Source organism: Pseudomonas rosaeacicularis (genome assembly GCF_057128745.1).
The window spans coordinates 22,144-39,138 of record NZ_JBSKHT010000011.1 but is presented as its reverse complement, the minus strand read 5'-3'; the positions used below and the strand labels follow the sequence as shown (position 1 = coordinate 39,138).

The 16,995-nt window shown below is 60.8% G+C and carries 9 protein-coding genes; 8 read left to right on the top strand and 1 reads right to left on the bottom strand.

What is annotated here, in order from left to right; all coding sequences use genetic code 11:
- The first annotated feature begins 385 nt into the window (after positions 1-385).
- Entirely contained in the window at positions 386-2,995 is a 2,610-nt protein-coding gene (acnB, locus tag ACWKWM_RS15395; RefSeq protein WP_483846962.1) for a bifunctional aconitate hydratase 2/2-methylisocitrate dehydratase, read from the top strand.
- A 1,101-nt stretch (positions 2,996-4,096) separates the two neighbouring features.
- On the opposite strand, the gene ACWKWM_RS15390 is transcribed toward acnB, so the two are convergent.
- Positions 4,097-8,953, bottom strand: a complete 4,857-nt coding sequence (locus ACWKWM_RS15390; RefSeq protein WP_483846961.1) for an NAD-glutamate dehydrogenase — start codon at positions 8,951-8,953, stop codon at positions 4,097-4,099.
- A gap of 569 nt (positions 8,954-9,522) precedes the next feature.
- Between ACWKWM_RS15390 and ACWKWM_RS15385 the strand changes: the two genes are divergently transcribed.
- From ACWKWM_RS15385 to ACWKWM_RS15355, 7 genes are all read left to right on the top strand, one after another.
- Positions 9,523-9,882: a hypothetical protein gene (locus tag ACWKWM_RS15385; protein WP_483846960.1), complete on the top strand. Its 360-nt coding sequence runs from the start codon at positions 9,523-9,525 to the stop codon at positions 9,880-9,882.
- A gap of 244 nt (positions 9,883-10,126) precedes the next feature.
- Entirely contained in the window at positions 10,127-11,086 is a 960-nt protein-coding gene (locus tag ACWKWM_RS15380) for an AAA family ATPase (protein WP_483836166.1), read from the top strand.
- Positions 11,087-11,089: 3 nt separating this feature from the next.
- Positions 11,090-12,034 (top strand): DUF58 domain-containing protein, encoded by a 945-nt coding sequence (locus ACWKWM_RS15375; protein WP_483836167.1) that lies wholly within the window; start codon positions 11,090-11,092, stop codon positions 12,032-12,034.
- Positions 12,031-12,525, top strand: a complete 495-nt coding sequence (locus tag ACWKWM_RS15370; protein ID WP_483846959.1) for a DUF4381 domain-containing protein — start codon at positions 12,031-12,033, stop codon at positions 12,523-12,525. The genes ACWKWM_RS15375 and ACWKWM_RS15370 overlap by 4 nt, the downstream gene beginning before the upstream one ends.
- Entirely contained in the window at positions 12,518-13,585 is a 1,068-nt protein-coding gene (locus ACWKWM_RS15365; protein ID WP_483846958.1) for a vWA domain-containing protein, read from the top strand. The genes ACWKWM_RS15370 and ACWKWM_RS15365 overlap by 8 nt, the downstream gene beginning before the upstream one ends.
- Entirely contained in the window at positions 13,582-15,297 is a 1,716-nt protein-coding gene (locus ACWKWM_RS15360; protein WP_483846957.1) for a vWA domain-containing protein, read from the top strand. Before ACWKWM_RS15365 ends, ACWKWM_RS15360 begins: the two co-directional genes overlap by 4 nt.
- Positions 15,294-16,976: a BatD family protein gene (locus tag ACWKWM_RS15355; protein ID WP_483846956.1), complete on the top strand. Its 1,683-nt coding sequence runs from the start codon at positions 15,294-15,296 to the stop codon at positions 16,974-16,976. Before ACWKWM_RS15360 ends, ACWKWM_RS15355 begins: the two co-directional genes overlap by 4 nt.
- Positions 16,977-16,995: the final 19 nt, after the last annotated feature.

Genomic DNA, 16,995 nt, shown 5'->3' with positions numbered 1-16,995 from the left:
GCGGACGAAACAAGCCGGCATGTTAGCCCTTTGTCTAACGAGGTACACCCCCGAAGATGTAGGGGCTAACTTACCTTTAAATTTTTTTTGCCGTAGAATCATCGGGCCTTTTAAGGCGCCAATGTCCGTTGGAAGCTGTTTTCAAAGCGTCACGAGCACAGTCAGGGCTTTTTAACGAAAGCCTACCCCGCAGTCGGTTCAGACGCAGGCTTGCCTGCGTCCCCTCCTCCCAAACCGATCCGCAGGCGTAAAACTTTGAAAACAGCTTCCGTTGGAAATCGTCAGCTTCCTGCCCAAAAACTCAAAAAGTTTTACAGAGCGATGCGGACTTTTTCTGGATGAGCGTCCCGGACACCCATTTGGGACCACTGATGAGGGTAATACTGTGCTTGAAGCCTACCGTAAACACATCGAAGAGCGTGCCGCTCTGGGTATCGTGCCCCAGCCGCTTAACGCCGAACAAACTGCAGGCCTGGTCGAGCTGCTGAAAAATCCACCGGCTGGCGAAGAAGCGTTCCTGCTTGATCTGATCACCAATCGCGTTCCACCTGGCGTTGACGAAGCTGCCTACGTCAAAGCCGGTTTCCTGTCCGCTCTGGCCAAGGGCGAAGTCACCTCCCCTCTGCTGGACCGCAAACACGCTGTAGAACTGCTCGGCACCATGCAGGGCGGCTACAACATCGTGACCATGGTCGATCTGCTGGACGACGCTGCGTTGGGCCAGGTTGCCGCCGAGCAACTCAAGCACACCCTGCTGATGTTCGATGCGTTCCACGACGTCGCTGAAAAAGCCAAAAATGGCAACACCATCGCTCAAGGCGTGCTGCAGTCCTGGGCCGATGGCGAGTGGTTCCGCAAGCGTCCGACCCTGGCTGACAAAATCAGCCTGCGCGTATTCAAAGTCACCGGCGAAACCAATACCGACGACCTGTCGCCGGCTCCAGATGCCTGGTCGCGCCCTGATATCCCGCTGCACGCGCTGGCCATGCTGAAAATGGCACGCGAAGGCATCGTGCCTGACGTGCAGGGCTCCATCGGCCCGATGAAGCAAATCGAAGAAATGCGCGGCCAAGGCTTCCCGATCGCCTACGTAGGCGATGTGGTCGGTACCGGCTCTTCGCGTAAATCGGCCACCAACTCGGTGCTGTGGTTCTTCGGCGACGACGTTCCCAACGTGCCGAACAAACGCGCTGGCGGCTTCTGCTTCGGCAGCAAGATCGCTCCCATCTTCTACAACACCATGGAAGATGCCGGCGCTCTGCCAATCGAATTCGATGTGACCAACATCAACATGGGCGACGTGATCGACGTCTACCCGTACGCTGGCAAAGTCTGCAAGCACGACAGCGAAGAAGTCATCACCACCTTCGAACTCAAGACCCCGGTGCTGCTCGACGAAGTTCGCGCTGGCGGCCGTATCCCGCTGATCATCGGTCGCGGCCTGACCGACAAGGCGCGCGCTGAACTGGGCCTGGGCCCAACCGATCTGTTCAAGCTGCCAGAAGCGCCTGTCGATACCGGCAAAGGCTTCACCCTGGCGCAGAAAATGGTCGGCAAAGCCTGCGGTCTGCCGGAAGGCAAAGGTGTGCGTCCCGGCACCTACTGCGAACCGAAGATGACCACCGTTGGTTCTCAAGACACCACCGGTCCCATGACCCGTGACGAATTGAAAGACCTGGCGTGCCTGGGTTTCTCCACCGATCTGGTGATGCAGTCGTTCTGCCACACCGCGGCCTATCCAAAGCCGATCGACGTGACGACCCACCACACGCTGCCTGACTTCATCATGACCCGCGGCGGCGTTTCCCTGCGTCCGGGCGATGGCATCATCCACAGCTGGCTGAACCGCATGCTGCTGCCTGACACCGTCGGCACCGGCGGCGACTCGCACACCCGGTTCCCGATGGGCATTTCGTTCCCGGCCGGTTCCGGTCTGGTAGCGTTCGCCGCGGCCACTGGCGTCATGCCGCTGGACATGCCGGAGTCGATCCTGGTTCGCTTCAAGGGCGAAATGCAACCTGGCATCACCCTGCGCGACCTGGTTCACGCGATTCCTTACTTCGCGATCCAGAAGGGCTTGCTGACTGTTGAGAAGAAGGGCAAGAAAAACGCCTTCTCCGGCCGCATCCTGGAAATCGAAGGCCTGGATAACCTGAGCATCGAACAGGCATTCGAACTGTCCGACGCCTCGGCCGAGCGTTCCGCTGCAGGTTGCACCATCAAGCTGTCCAAAGAGTCGATCACCGAATACCTGAATTCGAACATCACTCTGCTGCGCTGGATGATCGAACAGGGTTACGGCGATCCACGTACGCTGGAGCGTCGTGCACAAGCAATGGAAGCCTGGGTTGCCAATCCGGAACTCATGGTTGCTGACGCTGACGCCGAGTACGAAGAAATCATCGAGATCGATCTGGCCGACATCAAAGAGCCTGTGCTCTGCGCGCCAAACGATCCGGACGACGCCCGTCTGCTGTCCAGCGTTGCTGGCGAGAAGATCGACGAAGTGTTCATCGGTTCGTGCATGACCAACATCGGTCACTTCCGTGCTGCGGGCAAGTTGCTCGATCAGGTCAAGGGTCAGCTTCCAACGCGTCTGTGGCTGTCGCCGCCGACCAAGATGGATGCTCATCAATTGACCGAAGAAGGCTACTACGGCATCTACGGCAAAGCTGGCGCGCGCATGGAAATGCCGGGCTGCTCGCTGTGCATGGGTAACCAGGCTCGGGTAGAACCGAACTCCACGGTGGTGTCGACGTCCACGCGTAACTTCCCGAACCGTTTGGGTGACGGCGCGAACGTTTATCTGGCCTCGGCTGAGTTGGCGTCCGTTGCCTCGATCCTGGGTCGCTTGCCGACCGTCGAGGAGTACATGGAATACGCTGGCAAGATCGACAGCATGGCGGCCGATGTTTACCGCTACCTGTCTTTCGACCAGATTGCTGAGTTCCGTGAAGCAGCAGCGAACGCCAATATCCCGGTTGTTCAGGCTTAATCGCTGAAATCTGCGTTTTAAGAACCCCGCTTCGGCGGGGTTTTTTTATGATCGGATTACACAACCCTGTAGGAGCATTCGGAGGTTACGACGGTCTGGGCCGCATCCGGACGATACGGTGGGTCTGGCGTACCGGGATCGTGTGTATATCCGTTATCTGGGTGGTGCTGATATCGGTTCCGCCCTTACGGCGGGTCACTTTTGGCAAACGGCCCCAAAAGTAACCAAAAGGTCTTCCTCCCGGTTTGGCCCGACTTCGTCGGGTTCCCTCACTTCGGCGACGCTCCGTGGGCACGCCGCCATCGGCCATCCATGGCCGGGGGCGGCTAGCGCGGCATCCATGCGGCGCTGCCCACTACGCGCCACCTGCGTTCGGCCTGCACCCAAGTCGCGTTTTGTGGTGTCTGGACTGGCGTGGATGGAGATCAAAGGCAAAAGCAAAGGCAAAGGCAAAGGCAAAGGCAAAGGCAAAGGCAAAGGCAAAGGCAAAGGCAAAGGCAAAGGCAAAGGCAGGGATCGCGACGCAACACTGATCGTTCCTCACGCTCCGCGTGGGAATGCAGCTCCGGACGCTCCGCGTCCAATGACGCGGAGCGTCATGAGAGGCGCTACCACGCGGAGCGTGGGAGCGATCATCCTGTGTCGTGCCGAGATTCCACAGACGCCACAAAGTGCGACTTTGGAAGGCCGAGTGCAGGCGTTGCGTAGCCGGGCGCACGACATGGATGTCGTGCGAGCGCCGCTAGGGCATGAATGCCCGTTCGGCGCGTTCCGGCGGAGCAATGCCGGAGCGAGGGAACCCGACGAAGGAGGGCCGGACACCGGAGCAAGACCTTTTGGTTACTTTTGCGGCGTTTGGCAAAAGTGACGCGCCGTAAGGGCGCAACCATAACAACAGCACACACAGATAACGGATATACACACCATCCCGGTACACCCAACACACCGCATCGTCCGGATGCGGCCCAGACCGTCGTAACTCCGATTGCTCCCACAGGAATCACGCGGCCTGCAAGTTAGCGTCCACCCTAAGAACACTCATAAAAAAACCCCACATCTCTCGATGCAGGGCTCTTCTTACACAACAGCTCAGCTAAACCATCAAACCACAGCCGTCTGCCCACTCATGGCCAGATCAAGCAGTTCACGGTTGGCCACGGCATACATCGCGTAGTCATTACCGCTCGCCGCCCGCAACTCAACCAGCATCGCGCGCCAGCGCTCGACCATCGGCAGATGCTGCTCCAGCCAGACATCCAGGCGCTCCTCGACATCCGCAGGACCATTGGGCATTTGCAGCACCGACACCGTAATCGCCCGCTGCTGCCAGTCGATATCGTCGCGGAAAGCCTCGCGGGCCAACGCCTGCCAGTTGTTTTCCACCGGTAAAGAACTGATCTGTTGCAGATACCACGTCACGTCCAGCGAACTGCCCACCGCGAAGTACACCTTCGCCACGTCCGCAGCATTCTGCCCGGTGACGTCGGAGGCTTCGATGATCGGCAGCAGCGTGTACAAATGGCTGGTGCCCGCGACCATCCGTGCCAGCAACTCAGGCACGCCAGCTTCGACGTACTCCTTGTAGCGCGCCTGCCAGACTTCACGGGTCGGACCTTCCAGCAGCTCGTCGAGCTTCAGACCCAACGCTGCAATGTGCGGACCGAAGTGCGCCACATCGCGGCCTGCGTCCAGTTCGTTGCGACGGCTGCGCAGAAACCAGCGCGTGGCGCGACGGCCCAGACGCATCAGCTCGTCCATCAGGGTCAGCTGGATTTCAGCAGGGACCTTGTAGTCCAGCGCCTCGATCTGACGGAACCAGTGCGGCAAGTGGAAGATGTCGCGCACGATCACGTAGGCACCGGCCACGTTGGCGGCACTCATGCCGGTCGACTCTTTGAGCCGCTGCACGAAGGTGATGCCCATGTGGTTGACCAGATCGTTGGCGATCTGGGTACTGACGATTTCGCGCTTCAAGCGGTGACGACGCATGGACTCCGAGTACTTCGCGCCCAATGACGGCGGGAATGCGGTCTCCATATCGCGAGCCAGGTAATCATCGTCCGGCACGCGGGATTCGAGCAGCGCTTCGTTGAGGTCGATCTTGCTGTAGGAAATCAGTACCGACAGCTCGGCGCGAGTCAGGCCCTTCTTCTCGGCCACGCGCTCGGCGATCTGATCTTCTGGCGGCAGGAACTCAATGGCGCGGTCCAGCTTGCCGCGAGATTCCAGATCGCTCATCAGACGGCGGTATTCGGCAATCCGCTCGTAGGCACGACGGGCGGCCAGCGACAGCGCCTGGGTCTGCTTGTAGTTGTTGCCGAGTACCAGATTGCCCACTTCGTCGGTCATGCTTTCGAGCAGCAGGTTGCGCTGCTTCTCGGTCATGTCGCCGGCCTGCACCACTTCGTTGAGCAGGATCTTGATGTTCACTTCGTGGTCGGAGCAGTCCACACCGGCCGCGTTGTCGATGAAGTCGGTGTTGGTGGCGCCGCCCAGCAGACCGAATTCCACTCGGCCCAGTTGGGTCATGCCCAGGTTACCGCCCTCGCCCACCACTTTGCAGCGCAACTGGTTGCCGTTGACCCGCAGCGCGTCGTTGGCTTTGTCGCCGACATCCGCGTGGCTTTCCGATGTGGCTTTGACGTAGGTGCCGATGCCGCCGTTCCACAGCAGATCAACCGGCGCCTTGAGCAACGCGTGCATCAGTTCGGTCGGCGTCAGCTTGTCGGCCTGAATGTCGAAACGTTCTTTCATCTGCGGCGTGATGCTGATGCTTTTCAGGCTGCGCGGGAAGATACCGCCGCCTTCGGACATCAGGCTGGTGTCATAGTCGGTCCAGGCTGAACGCGGCAGGTCATACAGGCGACGACGCTCGGCGAAACTGGTGGCCGGGTCCGGATTAGGATCGATGAAGATGTGCAAGTGGTTGAACGCTGCGACCATTTGCAGTTTGTCGGACATCAACAGGCCGTTGCCGAATACGTCGCCCGCCATGTCGCCGATGCCGATAACGGTGGTGGTGTCCTGTTGAACGTTGATGCCGCGCTCACGGAAGTGACGTTGCACCCCGACCCAAGCGCCCTTGGCGGTGATGCCCATTTTCTTGTGGTCGTAGCCCGCCGAACCACCCGAAGCAAACGCGTCCCCCAGCCAGAAGCCGTAATCGATGGCAATGCCGTTGGCGATGTCGGAGAAGGTCGCGGTGCCTTTGTCGGCCGCCACAACAAGGTACGGATCATCGTCGTCGTGACGCACGACGTTGACCGGCGGCACCAGTTCGCCTTCTTTCAGGTTGTCGGTGATGTCCAGCAAACCGGAAATGAAGATGCGGTAGCAGGCGATGCCTTCTGCCTGAATATCGTCGCGGCTGCCACCCAGCGGCAAGCGACGTGGCAGGAATCCACCTTTCGCGCCCACCGGCACGATGACCGAGTTTTTCACGTGCTGGGCTTTGACCAGACCCAGCACTTCGGTGCGGTAGTCTTCTTCACGGTCGGACCAGCGCAAACCGCCACGGGCGACGTTACCGAAGCGCAGATGCACGCCTTCGACACGCGGCGAGTAGACGAAGATTTCAAACTTCGGTACCGGTTTCGGCAGTTCGGGGATCAGACGCGGATTGAACTTGAAGCTGAAGTAGCTCTTGTTCTGGCCGTTGGCGTCAGTCTGGTAGAAGTTGGTGCGCTGAGTGGCCTTGATCAGGTCGAGATAGCGACGCAGGATGCGGTCTTCATTAAGCACCTGAACGTCATCAAGTGCGGTCAGAATCGCCTGTTCCAGACGCTGCTGCTTGTCTTCGAGGTCTTCACTGGTCAGCTTGCGCGCCAGGTAGAAACGGGTCTTGAACAGACGCGTCAGCTCTCGAGCGATGTCAGTGTGATTGTTCAGCGTGCTGGCGATATAACCGAGGTCGAAGCCCAGACGAATCTGCTTGAGGTAACGCGCATAAGCGCGCAGCAGCGCCACGTCACGCCACGGCAAGCCGGCCGTCAGCACCAAGCGGTTGAACGCGTCGTTCTCGGCATCGCCACGCACGATGTGCACGAAGGCGTCCTGCAGCGTGTCGTTGAGTTGCTGGATGTCGAGGTTCAGACCTTCGCCGGCCGTGAACGCGAAGTCGTGAATCCAGAACTCGCGACCACTCTTGTGTCGCAGCCGGTACGGGAATTCACCCAGTACCCGCAGGCCGAGGTTTTCCAGAATCGGCAACACGTCGGACAGCGCCAGCGGCGTATCAGCGTGGTACAGCTTGCAATGCAACTGCGCCTTGTCGCCAGACAGCGGCTGATAAAAACTCATCACCAGCGGCTTGGCTTCACTCAGATTGAGCAGGTGCTGCATGTCGACCACAGCCGAATGCGCGGCAAAACGCTCGCGATAACCGGCCGGGAAGCCTTTCGGGTAGTCGGCCAAAACGCTGGTGCCGTGGGCTTCGCCGAAGCTTTCCACGACCAGGCTGGCGTAGTCGTCTTTCCACGACCGGCACGCCTGGATGACTTCGTTTTCCAGTTGCTGCGGATCGATGTCCAGCGTGACTTTTGGGTCCACGCGCAGGATCAGTTGCACACGCGCCAGCACGGATTCAGAGAAGAAGGTCCAGAACTCGCAGTCGCTGGCCTTGAGGCGCTCCATCAGCACTTGCTGGATTTTCTGGCGCACTTCGGTGGAATAGACGTCGCGCGGTACGTAAGCCAGGCAGTAGCAGAAACGGCCGTACGGGTCTTTGCGCAGGAACACGCGGATCTTGTTGCGCTCCTGGATCTGCACGATCGACATCACGGTGCTGAACAGCTCGTCGACCGGGGTCTGGAACAGATCGTCACGAGGCAGGACTTCAACCACCTGCGCCAGCTCTTTGCCCAAGTGTGCTTTGGGGTGGAAGCCCGAACGACGCTCGACTTCAGCCACCTTGCGGCGGATGTACGGGATTTCTCGCACGCTCTCGCCATACACCGAGGAGGTGTACAGGCCCATGAAGCGGCACTCTTTGATCACTTTGCCATCGGCGTCGATCTGACGAATCGACACGTAATCGGGGTAGGCCGGACGGTGTACACGACTCGGGTGCGCCGCTTTGGCGAACGACAACAGCGTCGGCTCGTTGAGGTAGTTGACCGCGTAGCCTTCGATCTGCAGGTCTTCAGCCGTCAGCCCTGCACGCAGCAGCTTGGTCAGGCCAAGGAATGAGGCAGGATCGTAGGTCAGCTGACCGCCGTCTCCGTCACCGCTGACCTGGAATTCTTCGTAGCCGAGGAAGGTGAAGTGGTTGTTTTCCAGCCACTCCAGAAAGGCTTTGATCTCGGTTTTTTCTTCTGCATCGACGTTGTACTGGGTGGTGTCGATACCGGCCAGCAGCTCGTTGAGCTTGGCTTTCATCGGTTCGAAATCTTCCACCGCTACCCGCACTTCGCCCAGCACTTGCTCAAGTTCGCGGGCCAGTACGTTCAACTCGGCCGCATTGGCGCAGCGGTCGATTTCCAGGTACATCAGCGATTCTTGCAGGACATCTTCGCCGGTGGTGCCCTTGGGCAGCAGTTCGACCAGCTGACCTTTGGTATCGCGGCGCACACTCAATACGGTGGTTTGCAGGGTGTGGATGCTGTAGCCGCGGCGGTTGAGCTCGGTGCGGACCGAATCTACCAAAAAGGGCAGATCGTGGTGCAGCACTTCAACGGCGGTGTGGGTGGACTGCCAGCCGTGGCGCTCGTAATCAGGGTTGTAGACCCGCACTTGCGGGCTGGAATGTTCGAAGCGCTCAAGCAAGCGCCAGGCAGAGAGCGTGCAACCTGCCAGATCGGAGAGCCGACGCTGGGTCAGTTCGTCCAGGGAAATGATGCCGAAGAATTGCTCAGCGAACAGCGCCACTTGTGGCAGTGCCTGCTCGTTGATGTGCTGGGCCAGTGCCGCTTGCAGTTGGTGCTGAAAGTCGGACTTGCTGGCTGCGGTGAAGAACGCCATCTTTGGTACTCCGCTTGGGCTTTTTATACGGTCTTAGGAGAGATGCGTGGTGCCGGGTCGAGTGTCGCGTTTGCGCCTGTTCGATGATAGTCAGCAAAACGTGACAGCGAGCAGAGCGTATCGCTTTGCTCAAGTACTAACGCTTGTCGTGTGTGCGTCGTCACATCTTGTTGACCCAAATGTTCCTCGGTAGAGCGTCGCCCAGGCAGGCTCGACTCTACACCGGTTCATCTGCTGCGCAGCTTAACGACAGCAGCCTTGAAGCTGCTTGCGGTGCTGCGACATATTCGGACATCGGCTTGCTACCGAATGTTGCAAAACAGGCTGGCGTGGCGATGCACCCCCTCACCTGTAGGAGCGAACTTGTTCGCGAAGCGTTCTGCCTGACACACCGGCGCAATCCCCTTCGCCAACAAGTTGGCTCCTACAGAACTGCGTTGGGCCTGACACACCAAGGCGCCTGCCTTCGCCAACGAGTTGGCTCCTACAGGTCCGTGCTCGGCGCACAGGCAAAAATCTGCGAACACTGGCAAAATCGCGTTCAGCCCCCGCTCTCAAGGAATAGTCCCATGCACATGACCACCGACAGCTTCATCTATAACCCCTGCGACGAGGAAGAAGATGACATGGCGCTGGCGTGTTGCCATGGAGCGAACGGCGATTTGTTCATGCTGGCGCGCTTTCCGGACGAAGACGAAGTGGACATCACGGTGCGGGACGACACCATTCATGTGGATTCAAAGCTGATCGTGACCTTCGGCGCCGACCGACTGCTGCTGGAGATAGATGCAGCTGACGCCGGGCCGTTTGGCGGTGAAACCTCTTTCGAGATTGCCCACAGCACCCCAGCGAACGAATTGGCCGAACTGGCCAGCACCCTGCGCATCATCCTGCAGGGCGTCGGCACGTTTGTGAGTGAAGTCGGGTAACCCCCGCGCCCCCTCTGTAGGAGCGAACTTGTTCGCGAGCCGAAACATCTGGCACACCCCGAAGCCGCGCTCGCCAACAAGTTGGCTCCTACAGACCATTTCACAGTTTTACGTAGGCATTCCCTGAAATTCCCGCAAAAACCCCCTTCGCCGTTAGTCGCCAGCCCCCGGATGGATTAAAGTAACGCCCCCAGCTTCGGTGCCGTTTTGGCGCTGCTGCGAACTCTGCCAGGAACCGTCATCGATGGAACATCGTGAAGCGTTGATCGCGCTGCGAACCTTTCTCTCAACTCAGATTCTCGGGCAGGAGAAACTGGTTGAACGGCTGCTGATCGCCCTGCTCGCCGATGGTCACATGCTGGTCGAAGGCGCCCCGGGTCTGGCCAAGACCAAGGCGATCAAAGAGCTGGCCGAAGGCATCGAAGCACAATTTCATCGCATTCAATTCACCCCCGATCTGTTACCCGCCGACATCACCGGCACCGAGATCTATCGCCCGGAAACCGGCAGCTTCGTCTTCCAACAGGGGCCGATCTTCCACAATCTGGTGCTGGCAGACGAAATCAACCGCGCCCCGGCCAAAGTGCAATCGGCATTGCTCGAAGCCATGGCCGAGCGTCAAGTGAGCGTCGGACGCAGCACCTACGATCTGTCGCCTCTGTTTCTGGTGATGGCGACACAAAACCCCATCGAGCAGGAAGGCACCTATCCCCTGCCTGAAGCGCAGCTCGACCGTTTTCTGATGCACGTCAAGATTGGTTTCCCCGACGCATCGGTGGAACGCAAGATTCTCGCCCAGGCACGAGGCGAAGCGCTCAATGGCGAAACCAAACCCGAACGCCGAGTGAGCCAGCAGGCGATTTTTGCCGCGCGTAAGGAAATCCTTAATCTGTACATGGCCGACGCCGTCGAGGAATACCTCGTGCAACTGGTGATGGCGACGCGCACGCCCGCCAAGTTCGATCCTGAACTGGCCGAATGGATCGCCTACGGCGCCAGCCCGCGCGGCTCGATCTCCCTTGATCGCTGCGCCCGGGCCCACGCCTGGCTGGCGGGTCGCGACTTTGTCAGCCCCGAAGACATTCAGGCAGTGCTGTTCGATGTCCTGCGTCACCGGGTCATCCTGTCGTTCGAAGCGGAAGCGGCGGGCGTCGATCAGGACAAAGTGATTCAACGCGTACTCGATGTCGTGGCCGTCGCCTGATCCATGCAGCCCTATCTGATTTCCCAACCGGGTATTCGCGTCAGCCTCGCCGAGCTGATCGAAATGCGTCATCGCGTGCGGGAAGTTCAGCTGTTTTCCACCCCTAGCCGTCGCAGCCCTCTGATTGGCTTGCACCACTCCAAGCTGCGCGGCCGTGGCGTGGATTTCGATCAGGTGCGCGTCTATCAGGCGGGCGATGACGTGCGCACCATCGACTGGCGCGTCACGGCGCGTACCCAGGAACCGCACACCAAACTGTTTCACGAAGAACGCGAGCGCCCGATCTTCATCATGGTCGAGCAAAGCCGCCGACTGTTTTTCGGCTCTGGGCTGATGTTCAAATCGGTGATGGCCGCCCAGGCTGCGGCGCTGGTGGGCTGGGCTGCGCTTGCGCATAACGACCGGGTCGGCGGTCTGGTGTTCGGCGATAACGAACACTACGAAATCAAACCGCGTCGCAGCAAACAGAGCCTGTTGCAGCTGCTCAACCGGCTGGTGCGGGTCAACCAGTCGCTGCACACCGAAGCCGTGGCCGACCGCGACACCTTCGGCATTGCCCTGCGGCGTGCACGCGAGGTGCTCCGCCCGGGCAGTCTGGCGATCATTTTGTGCGATGAGCGCGCGTTGTCTGACTCGGCCGAGCAACAACTGTCGTTGCTGTCCAAGCATTGCGACCTGCTGCTGCTGCCGATATCCGACCCGCTGGATCACGCCCTGCCCGCTGCCGGCCTGCTGCGTTTTGCCGAGCGCGGTGCGCAGCTGGAGCTCGATACGCTCAACCCGGACCTGCGCCAGACCTACCGCGCCCAAGGCGAAGCACGCCTTGCACGCTGGGAGCGGCTGGCGCAAAAACTGCGGGTGTTGCTGATGCCACTGAGCACACAGCGTGAAATGGTCGAGCAGCTGCGCGAGTACCTCAACGCGCAGCATCCGGTAAAACAGAAATGAACCCGCTGGATCAGTTGCATCCCCTGATCGCTCCCGAAGCCGTGGGCATCTGGCCGCCCGCGCCCGGTTGGTGGCTGCTGCTGATTCTGATCCCGGCATTGGCCTATGGCGCCTGGCGCGGCCGGCATCTGCTGCCGCGCAAAGCTCCCCGTGCCAACGGCGAGCAACCCCTGGACCCACTGCGCCAGGCCGCGCTGGAAGAACTGGCGCGCATGCCAAAACCCTACGACGGCGCGCCCGCCGGAGCCTGGCTGCAGCAAATCAACGGTTTACTCAAACGCCTTTGCCGCAATCATTACCCCTACAGCCAGAGCCACACCTTGAACGGCCGCAAATGGCTGGCGTTTCTGGACAACCGCTGCCCTGCGGCGGGGCTGACGCGCTGGATGATTCTTGTCGAAGGCGCCTACAAGCCGGAGTGCAAACTTGACGACAAGGCCATCAACGGCCTGACGCAGTCGGTCGACACCTGGATTCGCAAGCATGTTTGAATTCGCCTGGCCGTGGGTCTTTCTGGCCCTGCCGCTGCCGTGGATCATGCGCTTTGTGCTGCCGCCAGCAGACAGTGGCGAAGCGGCGCTGAAAGTCAGTTTTCTCAACGAACTCGAAGGCATGGCCGGGCGCCGTGCACGCGCCAATCTGCCGGGCTGGCGTCGGCAGTTGCCTTTCGTCTGCCTATGGTTGTTGCTGTTAATGGCGGCCGCACGCCCGCAATGGCTGGGCGATCCTTTACCGATTGCCGCCAGCGGGCGAGATTTGCTGGTGGCCGTGGACGTCTCCGGCTCCATGGATTATCCGGACATGATCTGGAAAAACGATGAGGTCAGCCGCCTTGCGCTGGTCAAGCTGCTGATGGGCGATTTCCTTGAACAGCGTCAGGGTGACCGGATCGGGCTGATCCTGTTCGGCAGTCAGGCCTACCTGCAAGCGCCGCTGACCTTTGACCGGCACACGGTCCGGGTCTGGCTGGACGAAGCACGCATCGGCATCGCCGGGAAGAACACCGCCATCGGCGACGCCATCGGCCTGGCCCTCAAGCGCCTGCGGCTGCGTCCGGCGCAAAGCCGCGTGCTGATATTGATCACCGATGGCGCCAACAACGGCGGGCAGATCGATCCTGCCACGGCGGCGCGACTGGCCGCCCAGGAAGGCGTGAAAATCTACCCGATCGGCATCGGGGCTGACCCGGATAAGGGCGTGGCCAGTGTGCTCGGCCTGAATCCGAGTCTGGATCTGGACGAACTGTCGCTCAAAGAATTGGCCGACATCACCGGCGGGCAGTACTTCCGCGCCCGCGACGGTGCCCAGCTGGAAAAGATTGGCGACATCCTCGACCAGCTGGAACCGGCCAAGCAGCAACCCACGCAAGCCCGCCCCGCCCTCGAGCTCTATCACTGGCCGCTGGGCGCTGCGCTGCTGTGGAGCGTGTTGCTGGTGATTCATGAGCGTTGGCCCAACAACCCGTTCTATCGGTTTCTGGCACGCCAACCCGCCCTCAACGCCGGCCAGCCATGGCGTCAACGTTTCAAGCGGCTGGGGAGGCGTCGATGATCGCGCTCTGGCCGCACTGGTTTCGCCCCTGGTGGTTGCTGATCCTGCCGTTGCTCTGCTGGTTGCTGTGGCGTCTGTGGAATCGGCAAAAACGCATCGGGCGCTGGCAGATGATCTTGCCTGTTGCCTTTCATTCGGTCCTGCTCAACGGCGGCAGCGGGCGCGAAAGCAAACTGCCGTGGATTGCCATGGGTTTCGGTTGGGCCTTGGGCCTGCTGGCACTACTCGGTCCCGGCTGGCAGAGGGTGGAACAGACCAGCCAGAAACCGGTGGACCCGCTGGTGGTGATGCTGGAACTGACCCCGGAAATGCTCGCCACTGACAGCCCGCCGACACGACTGGAGCAGGCCCGGCGCAAGCTGATGGACTTGCTGCAGGCGCGTAGCGATTCGCAAACCGCGATCATCGTTTACGCCGGCAGCGCCCATACGCTGGTGCCGCTGTCGGACGATCTGGCGACCAGCAAAAACCTGCTGGACGCGATCAAGCCGTCGATCATGCCCGAGAGCGGTCAACGCGCGGATCTGGCCGTGAAAAAAGCCCTGGACTTGCTCAAGCAAGGCGCGCTGGGCCAAGGCCGTCTGTTGCTGATTGGCTCATCGCTCACCGAGCAGGAACGCCAGGGTATTCGTCTGGCCATGAGCGGCCACCCGCAACCGTTGCTGATCATGGGCGTAGGCACTGCTGAAGGCGCACCCGTGGCGCAAGACAAAGGCGGTTTCCTCAAGGACGCTCAAGGCGCCATTCTGCTGCCGCGCCTGGACAGCGCCAGCCTCAAGGATTTCGCCGAGCAGTTCGACGGTCGCTACAGTTCGCTGCGTATGGATGATCAGGACCTGCGCGACCTGGGCTTGCTGGACAGCCCGAAAAACATCCGCAGCGATGGGCAGATTGTTCAACTCGACACCTGGGCTGATCAGGGTTACTGGCTGCTGCTGCCATTGTTGCTGCTGGCGGCCTGTGCCGGGCGCCGGGGTTGGGTGTTGTGCCTTCCGTTGCTGTTCATGATTCCGCAAAACAGCTATGCGTTCGACTTCAAGGACCTTTGGCTGCGCCCTGATCAACAAGGTCAACGCCTGCTCGAGCGGCACCGCCCGGTTCAGGCTGCGCGGCGTTTCGAAGACCCGCAATGGCAAGGCATCGCGCTGTATGAGGCGGGCGATTACGCGGGCGCCGCCCAGCGCTTTGCTCAGGGCAACAGCGCCACCGACCACTACAACCGCGCCAATGCCTTGGCCAAAAGTGGCGAACTGGAAGCCGCGCTGGACGCGTACGATCAGGCGCTGGACCGTCAACCCGAGTTCCCGGCAGCCACGGCCAACCGCGCGCTGGTACAAAAACTCCTTGAGCAGAACCAGCAGCCGCCGGTCGAAGACACCGGCAAGGACAAGACTGAAGGCGACGATGACGGCGACAATCCACGCAGCGGCGCCGTCGATGAACACAACAATCAACAGACGCCGCCCCAGGCCGGGGAGGAGAACAGCCCCGGCAGTCAGCAGCAAGTGTCCGGCGGCAACGAAGCGCCCGGCTCGCCACTGGATGAAGACGAGACCACTCGCCCGCCGATGAAACCTGCCGACAGTGCCCTCAGCGGCGAGCAACAGCAGGCACTCGAGCAATGGCTGCGGCAGATCCCGGACGAACCGGGTGAGCTGCTGCGGCGCAAATTCTGGTATGAACAACAGCAGCATCAGGAAAAGACCCCATGAGTCGTGTAACCCGCTTGGTCATCGGTTGGCTGCTGTGCCTGGTCGCGTTGTCGACCCAGGCTGCGACGGCGCCTGCGTTGCTCGCAAGCACGGACCGCACGCGTCTGAACACCGGGGAAACCGTCGAGCTGACACTGGAATCCAACGACCCGACGCTGTTCGGCAAGCCGGACATCAGCGTGCTCAGTACAGATTTCGACGTACAGGGCACGCGTCAGGTCAACCGCTCGACCACGCTGGACGGCACCACCCAGGCAACGACTCGCTGGCTCATCACCCTGATGCCCAGGCGCAGTGGTTCGGTGGTCATCCCCGAACTGCAACTGGGCGAAATGAAAAGCCAGCCGATCACGTTGCAAGTCGTGGACGTTGCCCCACCCGCCAGTCCACAGGAAGAAAAGCTCGCGCCAGTGTTCATTGAAATCACACTCGATCAGGACGCGGTCTACGTCCAGGCCCAGGCTGTCCTGACGTTGCGGATCTACCATTCGGTTTCGCTGTTCGACGACAGCAACCTGAGCCCGCTGCAAGTGCCCGAGGCGCGGATCGAGAAACTGGGCGAAACCCGGACCTATGAAAAGCTGATCAATAACGTTCGCCACGGCGTGATCGAGATGCGCTATGCACTCTACCCCCAGCAAAGCGGCGAACTGGTGATCCCGCCGCAAGTGTTCAGCGCCACGCTGGTTCAGGACCCGCCCGCGCCGAATACCCAGCCGGGACAAAACAACGATATCAATCCGTTCGGCCCCAAGCCGGGCAAGGTGTTGCGGGTGACGTCAGCGCCGATGTCGCTGCAGGTCAAGGCCCAGCCCGCCAACTACCCGCCCAACACACCGTGGCTGCCTGCACGTGGCATCAACCTGAGCGAAAGCTGGAGCCCGGAACCCGGAAAAACCCAGGTCGGCGACTCACTCACGCGAACGCTGACGCTGAAAGTCGAAGGGCTGTCCAGCGCGCAGCTGCCCCCGCTGCCCGCCACTGAAGTCAGCGCGCTGCGCCGTTACCCTGATCAGCCGAAATTGGCGAACCTGGCCAGCGAGCGCGGCCTGATCGGCACCCGCGAGGAGCGTGAAGCGCTGGTTCCCACTCGCTCTGGCGCTATCGATGTACCTGCTGTGGACCTGGTGTGGTGGAACACCCATGAAGATCATCTGGAACACACCTCGTTGCCCGCGCGCACCTTGCAGGTCAGCAGCAATCCGGCGCTGGAAGTGGACACCCCGGTCAGCGACAACGGCGGCTTGATTGTCATGGGCCCGCCGGTATGGCCGTGGCAATTGGCGACGGTGCTGCTGAGTTTCACTACATTGCTGGGCTTCGGGCTGTGGTGGCGTGCGCGCTGGCAACCGGCCCTGGCCCGAGTGGCGCAGGCAGGTCCCAGCCCGCGCTCGGTGCTGGATGATCTCAAGCGCGCCAGTCTGGCCAACGATCCCCACGCGACCCGGCAGGCACTCGATGCCTGGGCGCGCCAGCAACCGGAAACCCTGGCCGACATGGCCGCTCGATTTGTGCCGCTGTCCGATGCACTGGATGGCCTCAACGGCGTGCTGTACAGCGAAACCGAAAAACTCTGGCTGGGAGAAGACCTCTGGCGCGCGGTCAAAGCGCTGCCCGCCATCGAACGCCCGCAGGACACCAGCGGCGACAACAGCCTGCCGCCGTTGTATCCGAAGTGATGAACCCTACCAGTTGGGC